At 72.9% G+C, this 19,588-nt stretch carries 19 protein-coding genes; 12 read left to right on the top strand and 7 right to left on the bottom strand.

All coding sequences use genetic code 11. The features are described 5' to 3' along the window. Positions 1–87 precede the first annotated feature (87 nt). The 8 genes from NCI01_RS08275 to NCI01_RS08240 all read left to right on the top strand — a co-directional run bounded on the left by NCI01_RS08275 (position 88) and on the right by NCI01_RS08240 (position 8,889). Complete coding sequence (locus tag NCI01_RS08275; protein WP_254181001.1) at positions 88–1,020, top strand: Rossmann-like and DUF2520 domain-containing protein; 933 nt, start codon at positions 88–90, stop codon at positions 1,018–1,020. Beyond that, positions 1,017–1,946 carry a pantoate--beta-alanine ligase gene (gene panC, locus NCI01_RS08270; protein ID WP_254181000.1) on the top strand — a complete coding sequence of 310 codons (930 nt, stop codon included), beginning with the start codon at positions 1,017–1,019 and terminating at the stop codon, positions 1,944–1,946. Before NCI01_RS08275 ends, panC begins: the two co-directional genes overlap by 4 nt. Further along, positions 1,946–2,362: an aspartate 1-decarboxylase gene (gene panD, locus NCI01_RS08265; protein WP_254180999.1), complete on the top strand. Its 417-nt coding sequence runs from the start codon at positions 1,946–1,948 to the stop codon at positions 2,360–2,362. The genes panC and panD overlap by 1 nt, the downstream gene beginning before the upstream one ends. A gap of 9 nt (positions 2,363–2,371) precedes the next feature. Next, positions 2,372–4,045 carry an L-aspartate oxidase gene (locus tag NCI01_RS08260; RefSeq protein WP_254180998.1) on the top strand — a complete coding sequence of 558 codons (1,674 nt, stop codon included), beginning with the start codon at positions 2,372–2,374 and terminating at the stop codon, positions 4,043–4,045. Further along, positions 4,042–4,953: a carboxylating nicotinate-nucleotide diphosphorylase gene (nadC, locus tag NCI01_RS08255; protein WP_254180997.1), complete on the top strand. Its 912-nt coding sequence runs from the start codon at positions 4,042–4,044 to the stop codon at positions 4,951–4,953. Before NCI01_RS08260 ends, nadC begins: the two co-directional genes overlap by 4 nt. Continuing rightward, positions 4,950–5,720: a type III pantothenate kinase gene (locus NCI01_RS08250; RefSeq protein ID WP_254180996.1), complete on the top strand. Its 771-nt coding sequence runs from the start codon at positions 4,950–4,952 to the stop codon at positions 5,718–5,720. Before nadC ends, NCI01_RS08250 begins: the two co-directional genes overlap by 4 nt. Positions 5,721–5,836: 116 nt before the next feature. Continuing rightward, positions 5,837–6,172: a histone-like nucleoid-structuring protein Lsr2 gene (locus tag NCI01_RS08245; RefSeq protein ID WP_254180995.1), complete on the top strand. Its 336-nt coding sequence runs from the start codon at positions 5,837–5,839 to the stop codon at positions 6,170–6,172. 143 nt (positions 6,173–6,315) lie between these two features. After that, positions 6,316–8,889 (top strand): ATP-dependent Clp protease ATP-binding subunit, encoded by a 2,574-nt coding sequence (locus tag NCI01_RS08240; RefSeq protein ID WP_254180994.1) that lies wholly within the window; start codon positions 6,316–6,318, stop codon positions 8,887–8,889. Between the two features lie 25 nt (positions 8,890–8,914). Here the strand turns inward: NCI01_RS08240 and NCI01_RS08235 are convergent, their stop codons facing one another. Continuing rightward, positions 8,915–9,796, bottom strand: a complete 882-nt coding sequence (locus NCI01_RS08235) for an iron-sulfur binding domain-containing protein (protein ID WP_254180993.1) — start codon at positions 9,794–9,796, stop codon at positions 8,915–8,917. Positions 9,797–9,863: 67 nt separating this feature from the next. Here NCI01_RS08235 and NCI01_RS08230 point away from each other — a divergent pair, with 67 nt between their 5' ends. From NCI01_RS08230 to NCI01_RS08220, 3 genes are all read left to right on the top strand, one after another. Further along, positions 9,864–10,673, top strand: coding sequence for a hypothetical protein (locus NCI01_RS08230; protein ID WP_254180992.1), 810 nt, complete (start codon positions 9,864–9,866; stop codon positions 10,671–10,673). Positions 10,674–10,764: 91 nt separating this feature from the next. Beyond that, complete coding sequence (locus tag NCI01_RS08225) at positions 10,765–11,085, top strand: hypothetical protein (protein WP_254180991.1); 321 nt, start codon at positions 10,765–10,767, stop codon at positions 11,083–11,085. A gap of 5 nt (positions 11,086–11,090) precedes the next feature. Beyond that, a complete protein-coding gene (locus NCI01_RS08220) occupies positions 11,091–11,456 on the top strand; it encodes a hypothetical protein (RefSeq protein WP_254180990.1) in 366 nt (121 codons plus the stop codon). Positions 11,457–11,689: 233 nt separating this feature from the next. On the opposite strand, the gene disA is transcribed toward NCI01_RS08220, so the two are convergent. After that, entirely contained in the window at positions 11,690–12,772 is a 1,083-nt protein-coding gene (gene disA, locus NCI01_RS08215) for a DNA integrity scanning diadenylate cyclase DisA (protein ID WP_254180989.1), read from the bottom strand. 130 nt (positions 12,773–12,902) lie between these two features. Continuing rightward, positions 12,903–14,300, bottom strand: coding sequence for a DNA repair protein RadA (gene radA / locus NCI01_RS08210; RefSeq protein ID WP_254180988.1), 1,398 nt, complete (start codon positions 14,298–14,300; stop codon positions 12,903–12,905). A 143-nt stretch (positions 14,301–14,443) separates the two neighbouring features. On the opposite strand from radA, the gene NCI01_RS08205 reads away from it, so the two are divergent. After that, positions 14,444–15,514, top strand: a complete 1,071-nt coding sequence (locus tag NCI01_RS08205; RefSeq protein WP_254180987.1) for a LacI family DNA-binding transcriptional regulator — start codon at positions 14,444–14,446, stop codon at positions 15,512–15,514. Here NCI01_RS08205 and NCI01_RS08200 read toward each other — a convergent pair. The 4 genes from NCI01_RS08200 to eboE all read right to left on the bottom strand — a co-directional run bounded on the left by NCI01_RS08200 (position 15,508) and on the right by eboE (position 19,586). Continuing rightward, positions 15,508–16,209, bottom strand: coding sequence for a class I SAM-dependent methyltransferase (locus NCI01_RS08200; RefSeq protein ID WP_254180986.1), 702 nt, complete (start codon positions 16,207–16,209; stop codon positions 15,508–15,510). The genes NCI01_RS08205 and NCI01_RS08200 overlap by 7 nt on opposite strands. Positions 16,210–16,291: 82 nt before the next feature. Continuing rightward, positions 16,292–16,930: a VOC family protein gene (locus tag NCI01_RS08195; RefSeq protein ID WP_254180985.1), complete on the bottom strand. Its 639-nt coding sequence runs from the start codon at positions 16,928–16,930 to the stop codon at positions 16,292–16,294. Between the two features lie 58 nt (positions 16,931–16,988). Then, on the bottom strand, positions 16,989–18,359 hold the full coding sequence (locus NCI01_RS08190; RefSeq protein WP_254180984.1) for an alkaline phosphatase family protein: 1,371 nt from the start codon (positions 18,357–18,359) through the stop codon (positions 16,989–16,991). A 57-nt stretch (positions 18,360–18,416) separates the two neighbouring features. After that, positions 18,417–19,586: a metabolite traffic protein EboE gene (eboE, locus tag NCI01_RS08185; RefSeq protein WP_254180983.1), complete on the bottom strand. Its 1,170-nt coding sequence runs from the start codon at positions 19,584–19,586 to the stop codon at positions 18,417–18,419. Positions 19,587–19,588 lie beyond the last annotated feature (2 nt).

The following is a 19,588-nucleotide window of genomic DNA, read 5'->3' as shown; positions in this document are numbered from 1 at the left end:
TCCCACCACGGAATCCGCAGGCGTAGGGTCGTTGTTGATCGCAGTAGATCGGTACCCGCCACGGGACTGAAACGAAGAGGTCACCACATGACGCACGACCCTGTCCGCCGCCCGGCGTCCCACCCGACGTTCGGCGTCGGTGTGATCGGCGCCGGTCGCGTCGGCGCCGTCCTGGCCGCAGCCCTCCGCGCCGCGGGCCACGACGTGGTCGCCGCCGCGGGCGAGTCCGACGCCTCACGGGGTCGCATCGACGCCCTGCTGCCCGGTGTCACGGTCGCGAAGCCGACCGACGTCGCCCGGACCAGCGACCTGCTGCTGCTCACCGTGCCCGACGACATGCTCTCCAACGTCGTCACGGTGCTCAGCGCGAGCGGAGCGATCCACGCGGGTCAGGTCGTGGTGCACACGAGCGGACGTCACGGGCTGGCCGTGCTCGAGCCCGCCCGCGCGGTCCTTTCCCGCATCCTGGCCCTGCACCCGGCGATGACGTTCACCGGGACCGAGGTCGACCTGCCGCGCCTCACCGGCTGCGTCTTCGGGGTGACCTCGGACGCGGAGGACCGGGCGCTCGCGGAGTCGCTCGTCGCCGACCTCGGCGGCACCCCCATGTGGGTGCGCGAGGACCTCCGGACGCTCTACCACGCGGGTCTCGCCCACGGCGCCAACCACCTCGTCACGCTGGTCTCCGAGGCGATGGAGATCCTGTCCGCCGCCGGTGCGGCCGACCCCGCCGCCACCCTGCGCCCGCTGCTGACCGCCGCGCTCGACAACGCGCTCGAGGACGGCGACGCCGCCCTGACCGGACCGATCGTGCGCGGCGACGTGGAGACCGTCCGCGCCCACGTCACCGACCTGCGCGCGACCGCCCCGCAGACGCTGCCGTCGTACGTCGCCATGGCGCGGGCCACCCTGGACCGGGCCGTCACCGACGGCCGGCTGCTGCCCATCCGTGCCGCCGCGATGCTGCGCGTCCTCGACGCGGCGGAGGCCCCGACCCCCCGCGACCGGCAGGCTCGATGACCAGGACCCCCGCCCTCGCGTCGACCCGCGAGGAGCTGGCCGGCCTGCTCGCCGACGCCCGCCGCGCCGGCGAACGGATCGCGTTCGTGCCCACCATGGGCGCCCTCCACGACGGTCACGCCAGCCTGATCCGCACCGCCCGCGCCGCCACCGGCGGACCCGTCGTGGTCAGCATCTTCGTCAACCCGATGCAGTTCGCCCCCACCGAGGACCTCGACCGCTACCCCCGCACCCTCGACGCCGACCTCGAGGTCTGTGCGGCCGAGGGGGTCGACGTCGTCTTCGCGCCCGGCGTCGAGGAGATGTACCCCGGCGGCTTCAGCCACGACTCCGTCCACGACGGGGTCACCGTCTCTCCCGGCGCGCTCGCCACGATCCTCGACGGCGCCTCGCGCCCGGGCCACTTCGACGGCGTGCTGACCGTCGTCGCCAAGCTGTTCGGCCTGGTGCGCCCCGACGTGGCGGTCTTCGGGCAGAAGGACTACCAGCAGCTCGCCCTCATCCGCCGCATGGTCAGCGACCTCTGCATGGGGATCGAGGTCGTCGGCGCCGAGACGGTGCGCGAGCCCGACGGCCTGGCCCTCTCCAGCCGCAACCGCTACCTCGACGCCGACGAGCGGCGGGCGGCGACGGCCCTGAGCCGGGCGCTGCGGGCGGCGCAGGAACGGGCGGCGTACGGCGTTCCTGCCGCCCGCTGGGCCGCGATGTCGGTCCTCAAGGCCGAGGCGGGCCTCGAGCTCGACTACCTCGCGCTCACCTCGGTCGACCTCGGCGAGCCGCCCGAGGCCGGCGAGGGCCGGATCCTGGTCGCCGCCCGGGTCGGCACCACGCGCCTGATCGACAACATGCAGATCACCTTCGAACGATCGGCACCACCGGCGGGGACCGCGCTCGCGGCCTCGACCACCTCTGGAAGGAACAGCTGATGCTGCGCACCATGATGAAGTCCAAGATCCACCGCGCCACGGTGACCCAGGCCGACCTGCACTACGTCGGGTCGGTCACCGTCGACGAGGACCTGCTCGACGCCGCCGACCTGCTGGCCGGCGAGCTCGTGCACATCGTCGACGTCACCAACGGAGCCCGCCTGGAGACCTACACGATCGCCGGCGAGCGCGGCTCGGGCGTGATCGGCATCAACGGGGCCGCGGCCCGGCTGGTGCACCCCGGCGACACGGTCATCCTCATCGGCTACGGCCAGATGGACACCGCCGAGGCCAGGGAGCTCAAGCCCCACGTCGTCTTCGTCGACGCCGACAACAAGGTCATGGGCACCGGCTCCGACCCCGCCGACACCTTCGGCGACGAGACGCTGTCCCGCGGCGACCTCGTCGCTCGATAGCCTGCGCGGATGAGCCTCCACCAGCCGGTCCCGGGCCGTCTCCGTGCCCCGGCCCCCGGCTGGACCACCCGCGCCGACGTGGTGGTGGTCGGCTCCGGCATCGCCGGGCTCACCGCCGCGCTCCGCATCCACGCCGCCGATCCCTCGCTGCGCCTGCTCGTGGTCACCAAGGACGTCCTCGCGGCCGGGTCGACCCAGTGGGCCCAGGGCGGGATCGCCGCCGCGCTCGGACCGGGGGACACCCCCGAGCAGCACGAGCGCGACACCCTCGTCGCCGGAGCCGGTGCCTGCGACGTCGAGGCCGTCCGGGTCCTGGTGACCGAGGGCCCCGCCGCGGTCCACGAGCTGATCGCCCTCGGCACGCAGTTCGACCACCACCCCGACGGTGAGCTGTCGCTGACCCGCGAGGGCGGCCACCACCGCGACCGGATCGCCCACGCCGGCGGCGACGCCACCGGCGCGGAGATCCAGCGCGCGCTCATCGCCGCGGTCGAGCGGGCGCCGGAGATCGAGGTCATCCAGCACGCACTGGCCGTCGACCTGCTCCGCGCGGCCGACGGGGGCGTCGCGGGGCTCACGCTGCACGTGCTCGGCGAGGGCCAGCACGACGGCGTGGGTGCGGTCCACTGCCGGGCGGTCGTGCTCGCCTCCGGGGGCCTGGGCCAGGTCTTCAGCCAGTCCACCAACCCGAGCGTGTCCACCGGGGACGGGATGGCCCTCGCGATGCGCGCCGGCGCCCGGCTGCGCGACCTCGAGTTCGTCCAGTTCCACCCGACCGTGATGTGGCTCGGCCCCGACTCCCAGGGCCAGCAGCCGCTGATCTCCGAGGCGGTGCGCGGCGAGGGGGCGTTCCTCGTCGACGACGAGGGCCACCGCTTCATGCAGGGCGAGCACCCGCTCGCCGACCTCGCCCCGCGCGACGTCGTCGCCAAGGCGATCACCCGCCGGATGATCGAGACCGGTCGGCCGCACATGTGGCTCGACGCCCGCCACCTGGGCGCCGACTTCTGGCGCCGGAGGTTCCCCACCATCCTGGGCGTGTGCCGCGAGCACGGCGTCGACCCGGTGACCGAGCTGGTCCCGGTCGCCCCGGCCCAGCACTACGCGTCCGGCGGCGTGGCCACCGACCTGTGGGGGCGTACGACGGTCCCGGGCCTCTACGCCACCGGTGAGGTCGCCTGCTCCGGCGTGCACGGCGCCAACCGGCTGGCGTCCAACTCGCTGCTCGAGGGACTGGTGTTCTCCCGCCGCATCGCCGACGTGCTGCCCGGCGAGCTGCGCGACTGGGCCGCACCGGTCCCCGACGAGCGCCCCGAGGGCCTCGTCTCCGGCGACCGCCGCCGGTCGATGCAGGAGACGATGACCACCCGGGTCGGCGTCCTGCGCCACGCGACGGGCCTCGGCGAGGCGCTCGCGACGCTGGGCTCGCTGGAGCACGGCGAGGCGGACGCCGGGACGCCCGCCTGGGAGACCACCAACCTGCTCACCGTCAGCACCGCGCTGGCCGAGGCCGCGGCGCTGCGCACCGAGACCCGCGGCTCCCACTGGCGCGAGGACCACCCCGACCGCGACGACACGAAGGCCGGCCACGTCGACTCGTGGCTGGACGACGACGGCCGCGTCGCGGTGGAGTGGACCTACGCGCCGTCCACCGACCCGTCCACCGCGGAGGTCCCCGCATGACGAGCATCGACGACGTTCCGAGCGACGTGCGGGCCGACCTCGCCGCGAGCGGGCTGGACGAGGACCACGTCTGGGACGTGGTGCGCCGCGCCCTCGCCGAGGACCTGCCGGACGCGCGGATGGACGACCCGACGAGCGCCTCGACCATCTCGTCCGAGGCGCGCGGCGAGGCGGTCCTCGCCGCCCGCGAGCCGGGTGTCGTGGCCGGGCTCGGCGTCGCCGCGACCGCCTTCTTCGCCGTCGGCGCCGACGCGACCGTCACCGACCGGGTCGCCGACGGCACCCGCGTCGCGAAGGGCGACGTCGTGATGCGCGTGGAGGGCCTGACCCAGCGGATGCTCGTCGCCGAGCGCACCGCCCTCAACCTCGCCTGCCACCTCTCCGGCATCGCGACGGCCACGGCCCGCTGGGTCGAGGCGCTCGAAGGCTCCCCGACGCGGGTGCTCGACACCCGCAAGACGCTGCCCGGCCTCCGCGCGCTCCAGAAGTACGCCGTGCGCTGCGGCGGCGGCGTCAACCACCGCTCCAGCCTCCAGGACATGGCGATGGTCAAGGACAACCACGTCATCGCCGCCGGGGGAGTGCTGCCCGCCCTCGAGGCCATCCGCGGTCGCCACCCCGGCCTGCCGGTCGAGGTCGAGGTGACGACGCTCGACCAGCTCGACGAGCTGCTCGCGCTGCCCGAGCCCCCGGAGCGGATCCTGCTCGACAACATGACCGACGAGCTGATGGCGGACGCCGTACGACGTACGGCCGGGCGCGTGCCGCTGGAGGCGAGCGGCGGCATCACCCTCGAGCGCGCCGCGCGGATCGGGGCGACCGGCGTCGACTTCGTCTCGGTCGGGGCGCTCACCCACTCGGTGGTCGTCTTCGACATCGGCCTCGACCTCGTGGACCGGTCCGCATGAGCCTGCTCGCGGTCGACATCGGCAACAGCCACACCTTCGTCGGCCTGCTCGACGGCGAGGAGGTGACCGCCCACTGGCGGGTCAACAGCGACGAGCGCCGCACCGCCGACGAGTGGTCGGTCCTGCTCCGCGGGCTGCTGGCCGAGCGGTTCGACGACGTCGACGGAGTCGCCCTGTGCGCGACGGTCCCGGCGGTCCTGCACGAGTGGCGCGAGATGCTCGAGCGCCACCTCGGCGGGGTGAGCGCCATCGTCGTCGAGCCCGGCGTGCGCACCGGCATCCCGGTCCTGATGGACAACCCCCGCGAGGTGGGCACCGACCGCATCGTCAACTCGCTGGCCGCGGCGGAGCTCTACGGCGGCCCCGCGATCGTCGTCGACTTCGGCACCGCGACGACGTTCGACGTCGTCAACGGCAAGGGCCAGTACGTCGGCGGGGCGATCTCGCCCGGCATCGAGATCTCGCTGGAGGCGCTCGGGCGTCGCGGCGCGCAGCTGCGCAAGGTCGAGCTCGCCCGCCCGCGGTCGGTGATCGCCAAGAACACGGTCGAGGCGCTGCAGAGCGGCATGGTGTTCGGCGTCGCGGCGCAGGTCGAGGGCCTGGTGGCACGCATGATCGCCGAGCTCGGAGTTTCCCCGGACGACGTCACCGTGATCTCCACCGGGCATTTGGCCGCGCTCGTCGTCGATGATTGTGAATGCTTCACCGAGCATTCCCCGTGGCTGACCCTTCAAGGACTCCGGCTGGTATTCGAGCGCAATTCCTGAAGCAATTGTCTCCGGATCCGTCAGGGAATTCCTGACTCTTTTGTGCGCATCGGCGGTTGCTGCCACACTGCATTCACGCGTTTAGCCGAGAGCGCACGAAAGCAAAGGAATTCACGATGGCACAAAAGGTCAACATTGTTCTCGTCGACGACCTCGACGGCACCGAGGCCACCGAGACCGTCTCCTTCGGACTCGACGGCACCACCTACGAGATCGACCTCAACGACGCCAACGCTGCCTCCCTCCGCGAGGCCCTGAGCGGCTACGTCGGCCACGCCCGCAAGGTCACCGGCGGCGGCCGTCGCGCGCGCCGCTCCTCCGGCGGCTCGTCGTCCTCCTCGTCGTCCAACACCAAGGACGTGCGCGAGTGGGCCAAGGCGCAGGGCATGGAGGTCTCCGAGCGCGGCCGCATCTCCGCAGACGTGCAGCAGGCCTACGACGCGGCCCACTGATCGGGTCCCACCCCGTTCGCTGTGAGCGGACGCTCTGGTGAGCGGGGTGGGAACACGTAGGCTGATGTCGGGCGTTGAGCCCAGTGTCCGCATCCCGGCGCCCGCGCCGGACCCGTGGACCACGCAGACGTAGAGGAGCGCACATGTTCGAGCGGTTCACCGACCGAGCCCGGCGAGTTGTCGTGCTGGCCCAGGAAGAGGCCCGCATGCTCTCCCACAACTACATCGGGACCGAGCACATCCTGCTCGGCCTCATCCACGAGGGCGAGGGCGTCGCCGCCAAGGCCCTCGAGTCCCTCGACATCTCCCTGGAGGCCGTGCGCGCCCAGGTCGAGGAGATCATCGGCCAGGGCCAGCAGGCCCCGTCCGGCCACATCCCGTTCACGCCGCGCGCCAAGAAGGTGCTCGAGCTCTCGCTGCGCGAGGCGCTCCAGCTCGGCCACTCCTACATCGGCACCGAGCACATCCTGCTCGGCCTGATCCGGGAGGGCGAGGGCGTCGCGGCCCAGGTCCTGCAAAAGCTCGGCGCCGACCTCAACCGGGTCCGCCAGCAGGTCATCCAGCTGCTCAGCGGCTTTCAGGGCAAGGAGTCGGCCTCCGCGGGTGCCCAGACCTCCGGCTCCGGCGGGGAGGCCCCGTCGAGCTCGCTGGTCCTCGACCAGTTCGGCCAGAACCTCACCCAGGCCGCGCGCGAGGGCAAGCTCGACCCCGTCATCGGGCGCGAGCAGGAGATCGAGCGCGTGATGCAGATCCTGTCGCGCCGCACGAAGAACAACCCGGTCCTCATCGGTGAGCCCGGCGTCGGCAAGACCACCATCGTGGCCGGCCTGGCGCAGGACATCGTCAAGGGCAACGTGCCCGAGACGCTGAAGGACAAGCAGATCTACACGCTCGACCTCGGCGCGCTGGTCGCCGGCTCGCGCTACCGCGGTGACTTCGAGGAGCGCCTCAAGAAGGTGCTCAAGGAGATCCGCACCCGCGGCGACATCGTGCTCTTCATCGACGAGATCCACACCCTCGTCGGTGCGGGCGCGGCCGAGGGCGCGATCGACGCCGCCAGCATCCTCAAGCCGATGCTGGCCCGCGGCGAGCTGCAGACCATCGGCGCCACCACGCTTGATGAATACCGCAAGTACCTCGAGAAGGACGCCGCGCTCGAGCGCCGCTTCCAGCCGATCCAGGTGCAGGAGCCCTCGATCGCGCACACCATCGAGATGCTCAAGGGTCTGCGCGACCGCTACGAGGCGCACCACCGCGTCACGATCACCGACGAGGCCCTGGTCTCCGCGGCGACGCTGGCCGACCGCTACATCTCCGACCGGTTCCTGCCGGACAAGGCGATCGACCTCATCGACGAGGCGGGTTCGCGACTGCGCATCCGCCGGATGACCGCGCCGCCGGACCTGCGCGAGTACGACGAGAAGATCGCCGACGTGCGCCAGCGCAAGGAGGCCGCCATCGACGGGCAGGACTTCGAGGCCGCGGCCCGCCTGCGCGACGAGGAGAAGCAGCTCTCCGCCCGCCGTGCCGAGCGCGAGAAGCAGTGGCGTGCCGGTGACCTCGACGAGATCGCCGAGGTCGACGAGGAGCTGATCGCGGAGGTCCTGGCCGTGGCCACGGGCATCCCGATCGTCAAGCTCTCGGAGGAGGAGTCCACCCGTCTGCTCAAGATGGAGGACGAGCTCCACAAGCGCGTCATCGGGCAGGAGGAGGCCGTCAAGGCGCTCTCCCGCGCGATCCGTCGTACGCGCGCCGGGCTCAAGGACCCCAAGCGCCCCGGTGGCTCGTTCATCTTCGCCGGCCCGTCCGGCGTCGGCAAGACGTGGCTGTCCAAGACGCTCGCGGAGTTCCTCTTCGGTGACGAGGACGCGCTCATCCAGCTCGACATGAGCGAGTTCTCCGAGAAGCACACCGTGTCGCGACTGTTCGGCTCGCCTCCCGGCTACGTCGGTTATGAAGAGGGCGGCCAGCTCACCGAGAAGGTGCGCCGCAAGCCGTTCTCCGTCGTTCTCTTCGACGAGGTCGAAAAGGCCCATCCCGACATCTTCAACAGCCTGTTGCAGATCCTCGAGGAAGGTCGCCTGACGGATTCGCAGGGTCGCGTCGTCGACTTCAAGAACACCGTCATCATCATGACGACCAACCTCGGTACGCGTGACATCTCCAAGAGCGTCAACCTCGGTTTCGGGCAGACCGGCGACGCCGCCGGCTCCTACGACCGGATGAAGAGCAAGGTGTCGGAGGAGCTCAAGCAGCACTTCCGCCCCGAGTTCCTCAACCGTGTCGACGAGATCGTGGTCTTCCCGCCGCTCTCGCGCGAGCAGATCATCGCGATGGTCGACAACATGATCGACGCGGTGGAGCTGCGGCTCAAGGACCGCGACATGTCCCTCGAGCTCACGCAGCCCGCCAAGGACCTGCTGGCCGAGCGCGGCTTCGACCCGGTCCTCGGTGCCCGTCCGCTGCGTCGCACGGTGCAGCGCGAGATCGAGGACGTGCTCGCCGAGAAGATGCTCTTCGGCGAGGTCGGTCCCGGCCAGATCGTCCTGGTCGACGTGGAGGGCGAGGGCGTGGAGGCGAAGTTCACCTTCCGCGGCCAGAAGAACTCCACGGTCCCCGACATGCCGCCGCTGGAGACGGTCGTCGAGGGTCCGGGCGGCGACGGTCCCGACGACTCGGCCGGCCCGACCGACGTGCCCAAGGCGACCGACTCCTGATCGACGGAGCCTGATCGTCACCTGATCACCCCGGGAGCGCCCAGCGCCCCGGGGTGATCTGCGTCAGGAGGCCGTCGGCGACCAGGCCGGCCAGGCACCGCTCGCGCTGCTCGGCGTCGGGCCACGCGGCCTCCACCTGCGCCGGCCCCACCGCGTCGGCCTCGCGGGCGAGGGCAAGGATCCGGCCGCGGCACTGCCGGTCGGTGCCCGCCCACGCCTGCCCGCGGCGGGGCGGCCCGTCGTACGCCGGGAAGCCGGCGCCGCGCCACGTGCAGTCCGTGGCGATGGGGCAGGCCTCGCAGGCGGGTTGGCGCGCGGTGCACACGAGCGCGCCGAGCTCCATCGTCGCCACCGCCCAGGTCGCGGCCGTCGCGGGGTCGTCGGGCAGCAGCGCCGTCGCGACGTCGCGCTCGGCGCGGGTGACGGCCGGCGCAGGGAGCTCTCGCCCGGAGACGGCCCGGGTCAGGACCCGACGGACGTTGGTGTCGAGCACGACGTGGCGCTGGCCGAAGGCGAAGCTGGCGATGGCCGCGGCGGTGTAGTCGCCGATGCCGGGCAGCGCGAGCAGGTCGTCGTACGACGCCGGCACCTCACCGCCGTGGCGCTCGACGATGGCCGTGGCCGCCGCGTGGAGGCGGAGCGCGCGGCGAGGGTAGCCGAGCCGGCCCCACATCCGGACGGCCTCGCCGGTGGGGTCGTCGGCCAGCGCGGCCGGGGTGGGCCACCGCTCCAGCCAGGCGGCGTGCGCCGGCAGGACACGCGCCACCGGGGTCTGCTGGAGCATGAACTCGCTGACCATCACCGACCACGGCGTGGCGGACAGCCCGCGCCACGGCAGCTCGCGCGCGTGGTCGTCGTACCAGTCGAGCACGGCGTCGTGCAGCGCGGTGCGGGCGGGCTCGTCCATCGCGGTGATCGTAGGTGAGCCGGTGCGCCTCCGCCGAGACGGGCCGGTGGCTACCTAACCTGAGCCCATGCCGACGACCGTACGACCGCGGGGGCCGTTGCCGGCCAGGGTCTACTGGACCCGTCGGCTCGTGGTGCTCGCCGTCCCGCTGCTGCTCGTCGTCGTGATCGCCCGCGTGCTCGGCGGGTCGGCCGACGGCAAGGACGGGTCGACCGCGAAGGCGACGCAGGCCGGCGCGACGACCGAGGCGACGGTGGCCGCACCCACGGCCGGTCCGACCATCGAGGTGGCGCCGACCGGCAAGAAGGGCGGCAAGGGCAAGAAGGACCGCGTCGAGGAGACCGTGCCCCCGGAGCCGGTGCTGGCCGAGCCGACCGGGCCCTGCACGGAGTCCGACATCGTCGCCACGCCGGCCCTGACGTCCGCCGCCGGTGGCGCCGACGTCCCGATCACGATCAACCTGCGCACCCTCGTCGCCGAGGCCTGCACGTGGCAGGCCTCGCCGGAGACGATGACGGTCACGATCACCTCGGGCGACGACTACATCTGGAGCAGCCGCGAGTGCCCGGCGTCGATCCCGCCGCAGGACGTGGTGGTCCGCCAGGCCGTTGACGCACCGGTCGTCGTGACCTGGTCGGCCAAGCGCTCCGACGAGGGCTGCACGAAGTGGACCGACTGGGCCGGCCTCGGGTGGTACCACGTCCAGGCTGCTGCCCTCGGGGGCGACGCCACCGACGTGCAGTTCGAGCTCGTCGCCCCGCAGCCCGGGGTCGTCACCACGACTGCCGACCCGCAGCCGCAGGGCGGCAAGGACGAGAAGAACGGCGACACCGCGCACACGCCCGGCGAGGACGGCGCCGGCAACTCCGCCGGCTGAGCCTCCCGCCCGCACCCCCTGATCGGGTCCTTCGGCCCTGTGGCCGGTCTTCGGCGCGCGCGATGCTGGAGGTGTCACAGGAGGTGGGCCGATGTTCACCCAGCAGCAGCAGCGCACGCCGCGCAGCGCCCTCCCAGGCGCCTCGGTGGCGGGCAGCGTCACCCTCGTGCTCGGTGTCGCCTTCGCGCTCGCGGTCGCCTACGCGTACGTCCTGAGCATCGCCGACGGCTTCGACCCGCCCGACTGGGCGCGCGTGGCGGGCCTGGTCTGGCTCCCGGTCGGGCTCCTCGGCGTACCGATCGGCTACTACTGGGCGCGCGGCGGTCCCCGCGAGTCGCGGGCCGAGCTCGGCCTGGTCCTCTCGCTGGCCGCGGTGCTCGCGTTCGTCGTCCTCGTGCTCGTCCTGGGATGAGCGACATGACCACCCACCGCACCCCTCTCGAGGCCGAAGCCGCCACCAACCTGCGCCGGGCCTGGTGGTCCCTGCTCGGCTTCGTCGTGACCTTCGTCCTCGCCTTCGTCGTCGGGGAGGGCGTGGCCTCGGCGCTGGGCCACCCGTCCGGCGGCGACCAGCCCGCCGAGCTGTGGGTGATGGTGGCTGCGGGGGTGCCCGCGCTGCTGGTCTTCGCCCTGCCCGCCGTCCCCGCCGTGCTCTACGGGCGCCGGGCGGTGCACCTCGGCGAGCCCCGCGGCCGCTACCCGGCCTTCATCGCCGTAGTCGTGGCGGTCGGGTTCGTGATGCTCAACCTCGGCTCGGGCGTCGCGGTCCTGCTCGCCGGCTGAGGCGTCGTACGTCGCGCGGGTGGCGGTCGTGGCCCTCGGGCGGGCGTACGCCACCGGCCGGGAAAGGTGGCTGGGCCACCGCCGCCGCGCCCACGCCGTCCGCTCGTTCCTCGCGGCCGGCTGCGCGTCTCAATCTCGACGCGCACGTCGCGGCTTCGTGCCTCAGCCGCGGTGCTTGCTCGACCTGGCCGCGCCCACGCCGTCCGCTCGTTCCTCGCGGCCGGCTGCGCGTCTCAGATGTAGCGCTCGGTGATGCTCGACTCGGCGAGGCGGGAGAGACCCTCGCGCACGCTGCGGGCGCGGAGCTCGCCGACGCCGTCGACGGCCTGGAGGTCGTCGATGCCGGCGGAGAGCAGCTGCTGGAGGCCGCCGAAGTGGTCGACGAGGCGGTCGACGACGGCGGCGGGGAGGCGGGGCACCTTGGCGAGGAGGCGGTAGCCACGCGGGGCGACGGCGGCGTCGAGGTGCTCGGCGCCCCCGAGGCCGATGGCGCGGGCCACCGAGGCCGGGTCGACGAGCTCGGTGGGCGAGAGCGTCTCGAGCTCGGCGATGTGGGAGGCCGGGCTGGCGAGGCGGCGCCGGCCCCCGGGCAGGTAGTCGCGCACGACGAGGTCGCGCTCGGCGTCGACGCCGGTCACCAGCTCCTCGAGCTGGAGGGAGAGCAGGCGGCCGTCGGTGCCGAGCTCGAGGACGTAGTCCTCGATCTCGCGGGCGATCCGGATGACCATCTCCAGGCGCTGGGCCACGACCGCGACGTCGCGGACGGTCACGAGGTCCTCGATCTCCAGGGCGGACAGCGTCGCGGAGACCTCGTCGAGACGCAGCTTGTAGCGCTCGAGCGTGGCGAGGGCCTGGTTGGCGCGGGACAGGATCTTGCCGGAGTCCTCGAGCACGTGGCGGATGTCGCCGACGTAGGCGGCGATGATCTGCATCGACTGCGACACCGAGATGACCGGGTGGCCGGTCTGCTTCGCCACGCGCTCCGCGGTGCGGTGCCGGGTGCCGGTCTCCTCGGACGGGATCGTGTGGTCGGGCATCAGGTGCACCGCAGCGCGGTGGACGCGGGTGATGTCCTTGTCGAGGATGATCGCGCCGTCCATCTTGGCCAGCTCGCGCAGGCCCGTCGCGGTGAACGGCACGTCGAGGGTGAACCCGCCGGTCGCGATCGACTCGACGACCTTGTCCTGGCCCAGCACGATCAGGGCGCCGGTGCGTCCGCGCAGGATCCGTTCGAGCCCGTCGCGCAGCGGTGTGCCCGGTGCGATCGACGCCAAAGTCGCGCGCAGCCTCAGCTGCTCGTCGATGCGCTCTGCCACCGGTCCCTCCACGTGCTCTCTCCTCGGGCGCGCCCCCGTGCGCCATCGGGTGAAGTGTAGGGGTGGGCGGACCCGATCCACCGATCCTTTCCGCCGAGCGGCGCCGGGCGGACGGTCGGGGAGCCCTCCGTCAGTTGGGCGGCACGAGGCCGAGGGTGAGCAGCGCGCCCACGACGTCGTCGACCTCGACCACCCGGAGGTCGTCGACCATGCGTCGTGACGGGATCCCGCGCTCGCTCGGAAGGGCCCGGCCGCGGGGCACGACGGCGACCTTGAAGCCGAGCCGTGACGCCTCGGCGATGCGCTGCGGCAGGTCGCGCACGCGCCGCAGCTCGCCGGCCAGGCCGATCTCGCCGATGGCCACCGCACCACGCGGCGGCGGCACACCGAGGTGGGAGCTGGCCACGGCCACGGCGATGGCCAGGTCGGCCGCCGGGTCGTGCAGCCTGGCCCCACCGACAGTGGCGACGAAGGTGTCGCTCCCGGCGATCCGCAGGCGGGCGTGCCGCTGGAGGACGGCGAGCACCATGTCGACCCGCGACGTCTCCACGCCCGACACCGTGCGGCGCGGCCGCTCGAGGGGCGAGGGGGAGAGCAGCGCCTGCACCTCGGCCAGGAGCGGACGGCGTCCTTCCATCGTGACCGCGACGCAGGTGCCGGAGACGTCCTGGGTGTGGTGCTCGACGAAGAGCCCGGTCGGGTCGGTGACGGCGGAGATGCCCTCGGAGGACAGGTCGAAGCAGCCCACCTCGTCGACCGGGCCGTAGCGGTTCTTCATGGCGCGGACCATGCGGAAGCGGGAGTTGCGGTCGCCCTCGAAGTGGAGGACCACGTCGACGAGGTGCTCGAGCACCCGCGGGCCGGCGATCGAGCCGTCCTTGGTGACGTGGCCGACGAGCACGGTGGTGATGTTGCGGGTCTTGGCGACGCGGATCAGCGCGGCGGCGACCTCCTTGACCTGGGTCACCCCGCCCGGCACGCCGTCGATGCCCGAGGCGCCGATGGTCTGCACCGAGTCGACGACGAGCAGTGTGGGGCGTACGTCCTCGATGTGGGTGAGCAGCGCCCCGAGGTCGGTCTCGGCGGCGAGGAACAGCTCGTCATGCACGCCCCCCGTGCGGTCGGCGCGCAGCCGCACCTGGGCGGCCGACTCCTCGCCGGTGACGTAGAGGGTGCGCTGCCGGGTGCGCGCGGTCTGCGCGGCCACCTCGAGCAGCAGGGTGCTCTTGCCGACACCCGGCTCGCCGGCCAGCAGGATCGCCGCGCCCGGCACCAGGCCGCCGCCGAGCACGCGGTCGAGCTCGGGCACGCCGCTGGACCGCGCGACCGACTCGGTGGTGGTGACCTGGCCGATGGGCACCGCCGGCGTGGAGACCGGTCCCGCCGCGGCGCGCAGGGTCGGGGCACCGGCCTCGGCGACGGACCCCCACGCCTGGCACTCGCCGCACCGGCCGACCCACTTGGCCGTCTCCCACCCGCACTCGGAGCAGCGGTAGGAGGAGCGTGTCCGGGCGGTCTTGGTCGACATGGGCCCCACGCTAGGTGAGCGCACCGACACCGCGACGCCCGCCGCGCGCTAGAACCTCACCCGCCGGGTAGGCGTGCGCGACGTAGGTCGGGGCTTATGCTCACCTCGATTGGATCGATCTAGGTCGATCGGGAGGGGGAGCCATGGCGCGCACTGAGCACCGCAAGAGCGGCACGTTGCCGGTGACGCCGCCGACCCTCGCCGACGTCGCCGAGCGGGCCGGCGTCTCGCGCCAGACCGTCTCCAACGCGGTCAACAACCCCGACCTGCTGCGTCCCGACACCCTGGAGCGGGTGCGCCAGACGATCGCCGAGCTCGGCTACTCGCCCAACCGCGCCGCCCGCAACCTCCGCACCCGTACGTCGTCGCTGATCGGCATGCGCTTCGCCCCCGCCCAGGAGGGCACCGCCAACGCCGCGATGGACCGCTTCGTGCACTCCCTCGTCGAGGCCAGCGAGGAGGTCGGCTACCACGTGCTCCTCTTCCCCGGCGACGACGAGGACCCGGTCGGTGGCTACGACAACCTGCTCCGCTCCACGGCCGTGGACGCCTTCGTCGTCACCGACACCTACCTCGGCAATCCGCAGGCCGCCTGGCTGAGCCAGCAGCGCGCGCCCTTCGTCGCCTTCGGTCGGCCCTGGCACGACGACGAGGCCCGCCACGTGTGGGTCGACGTCGACGGCGCAGCGGGCATCGCGCTCGCGACCCAGCACCTCATCGACCGCGGCCACACCCGCATCGCGTGGATCGGCTGGCGCAAGGACTCCCCGATCGGTGAGGACCGCCGCTCCGGCTGGGTGCGCACGATGCACGCCAACGGCCTGTCCACCACCGGCATGGCCTCCCGCGTCGAGGACGTCGTGCACAGCGGCGCCGAGGCCGCGGCCGTCCTGCTCGACGAGTCCGCCCCGACGGCGTTCGTCTGCGCGTCCGACACCCTCGCGATGGGCGTGCTCCACACGCTCTGGATCCGCCAGCTCGCCCCCGGTCGCGACATCGCCGTGGTCGGCTTCGACGACTCCCAGGTCGCGCAGGTCTACCCGGTGGGCCTCACGTCCGTGCGCCAGCCGCTCGAGGACGTGGCGGTCGAGATCGTGCGCAACCTGCGCGCGCTGCTGTCGCACCAGCCGGTGGAGACCCGGGGCGTGCTCCTCGAGCCGACGCTGGCGATCCGCGAGTCGAGCCAGCCGGCCGGGCCGGTCGTCGCTCAGTAGCGGCGCCACCAGAGGTTGACCGCGTAGTCGACCTCGGTCCCGGAGTGCGAGGCGAGCGCGTCCTCGGCCGCCTCGGGCGGCAGCTCGATGCGGACGACGGACTCGAGGTCCTCGCGCGAGGCGAAGGACCAGCCCATGTCGATCGGGCGCCGCTGCCAGCCGTGCATCGACCAGAAGCGCTCGACCGCGTCGGGGTCGACCTCGGGGAAGCCGCGGCGGAACCACCGGCCGAAGGTGGACCGGGTCGGGTCGTTGTCGATCACGAACGCCGTGCCCCCGCGGCGTACGACCCGGTCGAGCTCACGGAGCCCGGGCTCGCTGCCGGGGCCGAAGAAGTAGGCCCAGCGGGCGTGCACGACGTCGACGGACGCGTCGGGCAGGGGCAGGGCCTGCGCACCGCCCTCGAGGACGCGGACGTGGGGGAGCGAGCGCGTACGACGACGGGCGAGCGCGACCAGGGGCGGGTGCGGCTCCACGCCGACCACCTGCGCCGCCGTCCGGGCCCACAGCGGGAGGTGGAAGCCGCTGCCGCACCCGACGTCGAGGAGGGTGCGCCCGGCCCAGTCGCCGATCTCGCGCATCGCGGTGGCGATGCGGTCGTGGGGGTCGGCGGCGCGGTTCTCGAGCTCGTAGAGCTCGGGGGTGTTCCAGATGTTCGGGGAGGGCCGGACGCTCGATCTCGACGCGCCCGTCACGGCCTCGTCCCTCGGCCGTGGGGCTTGCTCGACCTGGCCGAGCGCACGCGACGAGCTCGTTCCTCGCTCGCCGCTGCTCGTCTCAAATGCGGACGAGCCCGTTGGGGGTCTGGAGCTGGACGGCGACGATGCCGGGGGTGCCGTTGGGGGCGACCCACTCGACCTTCACGTCCTCGAGCGGCGCCTCGACGGTCTCGCCGAGCCACTCGCTGACCCGCTGCGGGTCGCCGGCGATCTCGAGGCAGTCGAGGGAGTACTCGCCGGTCGCGCCGTTGCTGGGGTGGAGGTCGGGGGAGGACTGCCACTGGATGAAGAACGGCAGCTGCGGGTCGGACAGCAGCCCGTTGACGCCGATCTGCTGCCAGAGCAGCTCGGTCCCGTCGGGACGGCGACGGTTGCCCTTGACCGCCTCGCGACCGAGCCGCGCCTCGATCTGGGTGATGTCGTCGACCGAGACGACCCAGCCCATCCAGCCGCCGCCGAGGGCCGAGCGGGCGCGGACGGCCTGACCGAACGGCGCCTTGTCGCTGGCCGGGTGGTCGAGGACCTCGACGATCTCCATGTAGATGTCGCCGACCAGCGGCAGGGTCATGTTGCGGGTGCCGAAGCGGGGATGGATCCCCCCGTCGACGAACTCGGTGCCGAGCAGCCCCCCGATGCGCTGGGCGGTGCTGGCAAGTCCATCAGGTCCGGCGGCGAAGCTGACGTGGTCCAGGCGCATGACCAGATTCTGGTCCGCGCTCGACGCGTCCGCGACACCGGGGTCGGATTTCTTGACGTCAAGACGTGCCGGCGAGCCTCAGCATCAGGTCGCGCACGTCCGTGGCGGGCACCGACCCGGCGACCGCGCCGGGGGTGCTGCACACGAGCATCGGGCCGAGCGTGGGGTCCTTGGGCAGTCGTCCGTGCGTGCCGCGCACCGGCGACGGGTCGAGGGGGACGACCTTCATCGCGTAGCGCAGGCCGGCCATCTTCTTCGCGAGGGTGAGGCCGGCCTTGAGCTTGACTGCCTTGTCCTCGGGGTCGAAGAACAGCTCGGCGGGGTCGTAGCCGGGCTTGCGGTGGATCTCCACCCCGCGCGCGAAGTCGGGAGCACGCGCGTCGTCGAGCCAGTAGTAGTAGGTGAACCACGCGGTCTCGTCGGCGACCAGCACCAGGTCGCCGGAGCGCTCGTGGTCGAGGCCGTACGCCGCCTGGGCGCTGCGGTCGAGCACCTGGTCGACGCCGGGAAGATCGGCGCAGATCCCGCGCACCGTCTCGAGGTCGGCGGGGTCGTCGACGTAGACGTGGGCGACCTGGTGGTCGGCGACTGCGAAGGCGCGCGAGGTCCAGGGGTCGAGGTACTCCATGCCGTCCTGCGTGTAGACCTCGAGGAGCCCGCTGCGACGGAGCATCCGGTTGACGTCGACGGGCTGGTCGGCGTCGGTGATGCCGTACTCCGACAGCACCAGCACGGTGACACCGGTGCGCTCGGCGTCGTCGAGGAGCGGGGCGAGGGCGGCGTCGATGTCGCTGGCGGCCTTCGCCGCCTCGGGTGCGTCGGGGCCGAAGCGCTGGAGGTCGTAGTCGAGGTGCGGGACGTAGCAGAGGGTCAGGTCGCTGCGCGGCATCAGCCGGCGGGTGGCCGCGATGATCCACTCGCTGGAGGCGATCGCGGCGGTCGGACCCCAGTAGGTGAACAGCGGGAACTCGCCGAGCGCGCCGACGAGCTCGTCGTGCAGCTCCGGCGGGCGGGTGTAGCAGTCGGGGGCCTTCTTGCCGTCGGCGTAGTAGATCGGCCGCGGCGTGACCGTGTAGTCGGTGGTCATGCCCATCGCGTACCACCAGCAGACGTTGGCGACGGTGTAGTCGGGACGCTCGCGCCGGATCGTCTCCCAGACCTTCTCTCCGTCGACGAGCTTGTTGTGCTGGCGCCAGAGGAACACCTCGCCCAGCTCGCGGAAGTACCACCCGTTGCCCACGGCGCCGTGCCCCGAGGGCGGCAGGCCGGTGAGGAAGGTCGACTGCACCGAGCACGTCACGGCGGGGAGGATCGGCTCGAGGGTGGCCTGGGAGCCCTGGTCGGCGAGGCGGCGCAGCCGCGGCATGTGCTGGAGCAGGTCGGGGGTGAGGCCGACGAGGTCGACGACGAGCAGCTTGGGGTGGGCCACGGTGGCGTCCTGTCTGGAATGGGGGCTGGAAGGGGGATCCGGGTGGGGGATGGGTTGTCAGTCGAGCGGGGTGAGGCCGAGCCCGACGAGCTCGTCGCGCACCCACGCCAGCTCGGCGGCGAGGCCGGCGGCGAGGGCGTCGTCGTCGGCGGGGGCGCCGTCGGGCAGCACGGACCAGGTGTAGGTCTCGACCTCGAGGTGGTCGGTGCGGGCGGTGTCGCCGCCGAGGAGGGCGGCGAGCGAGGCCCGCAGGTCGTCGCGGCTGTTGCGCAGCGGAGGGGCCGGGTCGGCGTGGACCGGCACGTGGAAGTGCACCCGCCACGGCGACCGGTCGTCGAGCGGCCGGCGGCCCTCGAGCGCGTCGGGCAGGTCGTCACGCGACGCGAGCCGCTGGCCCGCCCGCTGGCGCACCTGGTGCAGGAAGCGGTCCTCGGAGTACGACGTCAGCGCGGCGCGCGCCTCCGGGTCGGCCGGGTCGTCCACGACCAGGGCGGCGGCGGGCTGCACCTTGACGACGTCGAGACCGGCGGCGTCGAGCCGGGCGAGCGCGTCGGAGGCGTCCTCGAAGCCGACAGCGAGGTGGCAGAGGTCCAGGCAGACGCCGATGCGTTCGCGGTCGGCGGCGTCGAGCCGGTCGACCGCCTCGGCGATGGTCTCGACGACGCAGCCGGGCTCGGGCTCGAAGGCCACGCGCACCGTGCGGCCGGTCTCCGCCTCGACCTCGGCCAGCCCCTCGGCCAGCGCCTTGAGGTGCAGCTCGGCCTGGGCCTGGCGGTCGGCCAGCCACGGGGCGCGCCAGGCCAGCGGGAGCGTCGAGATGCTGCCGCGCGCGGCGTCGTCGGGCAGCAGCGCGGCGAGTACCCGCGCGACGTCGAGGGTGTAGTCGAGCCGGGCCCGCTCGGCCCAGGTCGGGTGGTAGACGCGCTTCTTGACGACCTCGTCCTGGAACGCGGCGTAGGGGAATGCGTTGAGGGTGACGATCTCCACGCCGTGCTCGTCGATCGCCTCGCGCAGCCGGGCGACGGCGTCGAGGTCGGAGGCGAGCCGCCGCGCGGCGGCCGCGGGGAGCCACATCCCGAGACCGACGCGGTCGGTCCCGAGGTGCTGGCGCAGCCGGTCGCCGTAGGTGCCCACCTGGGCGATGAGCCCGTCGACGTCCTCGGCGGGCAGCACGTTGGTGCCGTAGCCGAGGTGGACGACGGTGCCGTCGGGATGGCGCAGCCGCATCG

It is taken from the genome of Nocardioides pinisoli, from assembly GCF_024199985.1.
GTDB classification, from domain to species: domain Bacteria; phylum Actinomycetota; class Actinomycetes; order Propionibacteriales; family Nocardioidaceae; genus Nocardioides; species Nocardioides pinisoli.
The sequence above is the reverse complement of the archived record's forward strand: the minus strand, read 5'-3'. Positions and strand labels throughout refer to the sequence as shown.

Bases quoted from the DNA above. Each gene is read 5' to 3' on its own strand.
- NCI01_RS08275 (WP_254181001.1), top strand. From the start codon at position 88: ATGACGCACGACCCTGTCCGCCGCCCGGCGTCCCACCCGACGTTCGGC.
- panC (WP_254181000.1), top strand. From the start codon at position 1,017: ATGACCAGGACCCCCGCCCTCGCGTCGACCCGCGAGGAGCTGGCCGGC.
- panD (WP_254180999.1), top strand. From the start codon at position 1,946: ATGCTGCGCACCATGATGAAGTCCAAGATCCACCGCGCCACGGTGACC.
- NCI01_RS08260 (WP_254180998.1), top strand. From the start codon at position 2,372: ATGAGCCTCCACCAGCCGGTCCCGGGCCGTCTCCGTGCCCCGGCCCCC.
- nadC (WP_254180997.1), top strand. From the start codon at position 4,042: ATGACGAGCATCGACGACGTTCCGAGCGACGTGCGGGCCGACCTCGCC.
- NCI01_RS08250 (WP_254180996.1), top strand. From the start codon at position 4,950: ATGAGCCTGCTCGCGGTCGACATCGGCAACAGCCACACCTTCGTCGGC.
- NCI01_RS08245 (WP_254180995.1), top strand. From the start codon at position 5,837: ATGGCACAAAAGGTCAACATTGTTCTCGTCGACGACCTCGACGGCACC.
- NCI01_RS08240 (WP_254180994.1), top strand. From the start codon at position 6,316: ATGTTCGAGCGGTTCACCGACCGAGCCCGGCGAGTTGTCGTGCTGGCC.
- NCI01_RS08235 (WP_254180993.1), bottom strand. From the start codon at position 9,796: ATGGACGAGCCCGCCCGCACCGCGCTGCACGACGCCGTGCTCGACTGG.
- NCI01_RS08230 (WP_254180992.1), top strand. From the start codon at position 9,864: ATGCCGACGACCGTACGACCGCGGGGGCCGTTGCCGGCCAGGGTCTAC.
- NCI01_RS08225 (WP_254180991.1), top strand. From the start codon at position 10,765: ATGTTCACCCAGCAGCAGCAGCGCACGCCGCGCAGCGCCCTCCCAGGC.
- NCI01_RS08220 (WP_254180990.1), top strand. From the start codon at position 11,091: ATGACCACCCACCGCACCCCTCTCGAGGCCGAAGCCGCCACCAACCTG.
- radA (WP_254180988.1), bottom strand. From the start codon at position 14,300: ATGTCGACCAAGACCGCCCGGACACGCTCCTCCTACCGCTGCTCCGAG.
- NCI01_RS08205 (WP_254180987.1), top strand. From the start codon at position 14,444: ATGGCGCGCACTGAGCACCGCAAGAGCGGCACGTTGCCGGTGACGCCG.
- NCI01_RS08195 (WP_254180985.1), bottom strand. From the start codon at position 16,930: ATGCGCCTGGACCACGTCAGCTTCGCCGCCGGACCTGATGGACTTGCC.
- eboE (WP_254180983.1), bottom strand. From the start codon at position 19,586: ATGCGGCTGCGCCATCCCGACGGCACCGTCGTCCACCTCGGCTACGGC.